This is a genomic window from Rhizobium sp. P1_E1 (assembly GCF_056406015.1).
On sequence record NZ_JBFUAY010000269.1, the window covers coordinates 1 to 5282 of the forward strand.

Genomic DNA, 5282 nt, shown 5'->3' on the forward strand with positions numbered 1-5282 from the left:
AGGCCGCGCCGTTCCAGTGTGCGTAACATGCGCAAAATTCTCGGCTTGGTTTCCCCGAGGTTCTGCGCCACCTCAGTCAGTCTGATATCCGGGTTTTTGGCGACATTCAGCAATACCTCGATGCAGACATCAACCGATTGCACGATATTGCTTTTTGATGGTTGTCTTTTGTCCATGGGACCAGAATTTTCTCCGCGACCAGAGCCGAAGGATTGGCACAGTTTCAGGTTACGCCTATCGTAACGTGCTTGTTTTCCGTTTGACAGCCCCCTTGAGCGCCCCTTACCAATTTGTGTCAAGAGTGGACGGGAACCTGCTCGTACCGACCAAGCAGGGTCGGCCTAAAAACGCTAAACCGGGATGGAAGAAATGGCCGCAAAAACATTAACGCGGGCAGCGATCGGGCTGCTTGGAACGATTGCTATTCCTGCAATGGTCGTCGCACAGGAAACCCCGCTGACGATCGGGATGTCGACGACGCCGACGACGCTGGATCCCCATGAAGACAGTTCGGCTCCCAACAATGCGACCTCGCGCCATATCTGGGACAGCCTGATAAACCTCACGGGAACGTCGGCAAATGCGCCGGAACTCGCCACCGAATGGAAGGTCATCGACCCTACCCACTGGGAATTCAAACTGCGGAAGGGCGTGAAATTCCATGACGGCAGCGAGTTCAACGCCGATGACGTCATCGCTTCGCTTCTGCGCGCCCGCGACAAGCCCAGCCAGAGCTTTGCTTCTTACACCCGCAATATTGTCAATGTCACGGCCACGGATCCCTATACCATCGTCGTCGAGACGAAGGTTCCGGATCCGATCCTGTTGAATTCCGTCAGCCGAATTCGCATTGTCAGCGCCGATTGCAAGGAGGCGCCAGTCCAGGATTTCGACAACGGCAAGTGTGCAATCGGAACCGGGGCATATTCCTTCGTCTCCTATTCGCCAGGCAGCAACCTGACCTTGAAGCGCAATGACAGCTATTTTGCTGGCCCCTCGCACTGGTCCAACGTCACGCTCCGCTTCCTGCCCGATGACGGCGCCCGTCTGGCATCGCTTCTTTCCAACGAGATCGACATTGTCGAAACCCTTCCTGCCGATGGAATGGCACGCGTGGAAGCGAGCAATAATCTGCAGATCATCAATGGCCGGTCTTCCCGCTTTGTTTATCTTGGCCTTGATGTGAGCCGCGACGTTTCGCCTTTCGTCAAGGCTGCGGATGGCTCCGATCTCGACAAGAACCCACTCAAGGATGAACGGGTGCGTCGCGCAATGCTGATGTCGATCAACCGGCCGGCAATCGTCGACCGCGTCATGCAGAAGAACGGCACGGTGGCCGACCAATTCGTCGCCCAAGGCTATGCGGGCTATTCCGAAAAAGTCGAGAAGGTGGGCTATGATCCCGCTGCCGCCAAGGCGCTTCTGGCCGAGGCCGGTTATCCCGATGGCTTCAGCCTGACCCTGCATGGCCCCTCTGGCCGTTACGTCAAGGATGCCGAAGTTCTGCAGGCGGTCGGCCAGATGTTCACGCGCATCGGCATCAAATCGAAAGTCGAGGTCCTGCCTTGGTCGATGTATTCGGAAGCCTATTCAAAAGGCACCTACAGCACCTATTTCGGCTCCTGGGGTGTGAACACCGGTGAAACCACCAATCCGACTGTTGCGCTGGTCGCAACGCGCGACGAGAAAAAGGGGACCGGCAGATATAACGGCGGCGGCGTGTCCGATCCGAAGATCGACGAGGTGCTGGCCAAGGCCAGTTCGACGCTCGATGAAGCTGCACGCGCGCCCCTTCTCGAGGAACTGTCGACCGAGACCTTCAACAACCTCTGGCTCCTCCCGATGCATTACGAAAACGTCGTGCTGGGCGCAAAGAAGACCGTGTCCTACACCCCGCGTGGCGACAAATATACGCTCGCTTACGACGTAAAGCCGGCGGACTAATGCATGCCGTCCAAAAGCGTGCCGCGGTTTTGGGACAAATAAAGATTTGAAGTGCGTCGCATCGATCCATTCGATGCGACGCGGTTTAAAACAGCAGCATGGGACCGCACCAAGGCCGTCCCTTTCTTCATCTCCCAGGAGACATTCATGCAGGAACTTGGAACGGGCGAAGCCGTCGCCCGGGCGAAGGCCATCTATGACTATGGCCAGACGGCCATCTTCGCATCTCAGGCCGATCCCCGCCTCCATATGGTGCTTTATGTGCCACCGACGGCGGCAGATGGCCGCAAGCTCGACCTCCTGGTCGCGGTCCACGGCACCGGGCGCACGTCGGCCATCGACTTCCGCGACGGTTTTGCCGAATTCGGGCTCTACAACGACTGTGCCATCCTTTGCCCGATCTTCCCGGTCGGCGTTCTCGGCGACGGTGCGCGTTCCGGCTACAAGTTTCTTGAGGAAGGCGACATCCGCTACGATCAGGTCGTCCTTGCCATGGTCGCGGAGATGGCCGACAAATACCGCCAGGACTGGTCCAAATTCGCCATGTTCGGCTTCTCCGGCGGCGGGCATTTCGTGCACCGTTTCACCATCCTGCATCCGGAAAAGCTCTGGGCGGCATCGATCGGCGCACCTGGTTCCGTCACCCTTCTGGATCCGACGCGTGACTGGTGGATCGGCATTCGAGATCTGGAGGCGCGCTTCGGCAAGGCCTTCCAGCCCGAATATCTCGCCATGGTGCCGGTGCATATGATCGTCGGCGACGCCGATCTGGAAACCTGGGAAATCACCCATAAGCCGGGTGGCAAATACTACATGGATGGCGCCAACGACGCCGGCAAAACGCGGCCGGAGCGCCTCGCCGCCCTGGCGAGTTCATTCCGCGAAGCGGGTGTCGATGTGAGGTTCGATCGTGTTCCAGGCGTCTCTCACGACCGGATGAAAGTTCTCGGCCACGTCAAGGCCTTCCTGGCAAAGGTGCTGGAGGGGCGGCGCGCGAAATGAGAAATGCAACGATCGTAGCGCCTCAGCCGGAGGCAGTCGAAGCCGGTGCGGAAGTTCTCGAACGCGGCGGCAATGCCATCGATGCAGCACTCGCCTGTGCCTTCGTCCAGGGCGTGGTCGACCCGCAGATGGCCGGCATCGGCGGCTTCGGCTCCATGCATGTCTACATGCCGAAAAAGGGCGTGCACGAGATCCTCGAATTTTATGCGCGGGCGCCGTTGAAGGCTGCGCCGGACATGTGGCTCGACAAGATCAAGCACCAGAGCCGCGACGGTTTCGGCTATGTGCTTGAAGGCAATATTTCCGATATCGGCTATCTTGCCGTCTGCACCCCCGGCTCGCTCAAGGGCTATGAGACCGCGCTGCGCGACTACGGCACCTTCGATTGGGCCGATCTCATCAAGCCGGCTATCCGCCTTGCCCGTAACGGTTTCATGATCCGAAACCACATGCACTGGTATTGGGCCAAGGACCAGTCGAATGACGGTTTTGCCAACACGCTCGACAAGCTGCGCTTTTCTGCAACGGGCCGGAAAATCTATTTCCACGACGACGGTACGCTCAAGAACGTCGGCGACCTGCTCGTCAACAAGGACATGGCAGAGACCCTCGAACGCATCGCGCGAAGCGGTGGCTCGGACATCTTCTATCACGGCGAACTGGCCGAACAGATCGCCGGCGATTTCAAGGCAAATGGCGGCTTGATCGATCGGGAGGATCTGGCGCGTTACGAATTGTCGAAGGTAGAACCGGTTTGGGGCGACTACCGCGACAACCGCATCGCCACCTCGCCTCCGCCAGGCTCGGGCTTTCCGATGCTGGAACTCCTCCATATCATGGAGCAGTTCGACGTCGGCTCGCTGCAGCATGGCAGCGCCGAACATGTCCGCATCCTGTTCGAGGCCATGAAGCGGATGACGATCGACAAGGACGCGCATATGGGCGATCCCGCCTATGTCGACGTGCCCTATGAAAAGCTGCTGTCGAAAGAGCATGCAAAGGCGCATGCTGGCGCGATCAAGGCAGGTGAGATCGCCAGCGTATCGCGCCTTGATGGATCGCAGCGCGACACCACGCATATCTCGGTGATCGACAAGGACGGCAATGCCGTCGCGATGACCCACACCCTCGGCAGTCCCTCGGGCGCGATCACCGACGGCCTCGGCTTCATGTACAATGGCACGATGAGCCGCTTTAACCCGGTTCCCGGTAAGCCCGGCTCCATCGCGCCCGGCAAGCGGCGTCCAAGTTCGGCTGCGCCGACGATCGTCTTCAAGGACGGCGAGCCCAGCATCGTCATCGGAGCGCCAGGCGGCAGCTATATCGCGCCCGCGGTTGCGCAATGCCTGATGAACATGATCGATTTCGACATGTCCGTGCTCGAAGCCGTCTCGGCGCCGAGGATCGTAGGGGTGTCAAACACGATCGACATCTGCAATCGCATTCGACACTCTGTCGAAGACGAGCTTCGGGCGCAAGGCTATCAGGTGGCGCGGTCGCCGCAGACATATGCGTTCGCCGCAGTCCACGCGATCAAGATTGACGGCGGCATCTCGAAAGGCGCGGCCGATCCGCAGCGCGACGGGATGGCCATCTCCGTCGCCTAGATTCAAAGTGTTACAGCGTCCTTTGCGGTTCTCGAAAAGACGCGCGGCGCTGTAGGGAGAGGTTCAATGGTCACATCCATTATCAGGCGGTTGATACAGGCGCTCTTCGTCATTGTCGCGATGACGATCATTGTCTTCATCGGCGTCAATGTGATCGGCAACCCGGTCGACATCCTCATCAACCCGGACGCCAATCAGGCGGAGCGGGCACTCGTCATCGCGCATTACGGTCTGGATCAGCCGCTGTGGAAACAGTATCTGCTGTTTCTCCAAGGACTTCTGCACGGGGATTTCGGCAACAGCTTCGTTTATGGGCGGCCGGCGCTGGGTCTGATCCTCGAACGTCTCCCAGCGACGCTCGAACTGGCGATCACGGCTCTCGGCATCGCGCTGCTGTTCGGCTTGCCGCTTGGGCTGTATGCAGGGCTCTACCCCAATAGGATTTCCTCCAAGCTCATCATGAGCGGCTCGATTCTGGGCTTCTCGCTTCCGACCTTCTGGGTCGGTCTCATGCTGATCATGGTGTTTTCCGTCGAGCTCGGCTGGTTGCCGACGAATGGCCGCGGCCCGACGCAGGAGCTGCTCGGCGCACAATGGTCGTTTCTGACCGCAGACGGCATCCGGCACCTCTTATTGCCGGCCTTCAACCTGGCTCTGTTCAAGACGTCGCTCATTCTTCGGCTGACCCGTGCCGGCGTGCAGGAGGTCCTTCCCCAGGACTATGTGAAG

General features: G+C 59.2%; 5 protein-coding genes. 4 read left to right on the forward strand and 1 reads right to left on the reverse strand.

Annotated elements, in window-relative coordinates; translation table 11 throughout:
- On the reverse strand, window positions 1-176 hold a 176-nt coding region (locus tag AC1D1Z_RS33630), incomplete at its 3' end, for a helix-turn-helix domain-containing protein (protein WP_477853159.1).
- Between the two features lie 193 nt (window positions 177-369).
- Here AC1D1Z_RS33630 and AC1D1Z_RS33635 point away from each other — a divergent pair.
- The 4 genes from AC1D1Z_RS33635 to AC1D1Z_RS33650 all read left to right on the forward strand — a co-directional run.
- Window positions 370-1944 carry an ABC transporter substrate-binding protein gene (locus AC1D1Z_RS33635; RefSeq protein ID WP_018245514.1) on the forward strand — a complete coding sequence of 525 codons (1575 nt, stop codon included), beginning with the start codon at window positions 370-372 and terminating at the stop codon, window positions 1942-1944.
- Between the two features lie 147 nt (window positions 1945-2091).
- Complete coding sequence (locus AC1D1Z_RS33640) at window positions 2092-2946, forward strand: alpha/beta hydrolase (protein ID WP_018245513.1); 855 nt, start codon at window positions 2092-2094, stop codon at window positions 2944-2946.
- Window positions 2943-4553 carry a gamma-glutamyltransferase gene (ggt, locus tag AC1D1Z_RS33645; RefSeq protein ID WP_018245512.1) on the forward strand — a complete coding sequence of 537 codons (1611 nt, stop codon included), beginning with the start codon at window positions 2943-2945 and terminating at the stop codon, window positions 4551-4553. The genes AC1D1Z_RS33640 and ggt overlap by 4 nt, the downstream gene beginning before the upstream one ends.
- Window positions 4554-4619: 66 nt before the next feature.
- The coding region (locus tag AC1D1Z_RS33650) for an ABC transporter permease (protein WP_477853157.1) at window positions 4620-5282 on the forward strand (663 nt) is incomplete at its 3' end.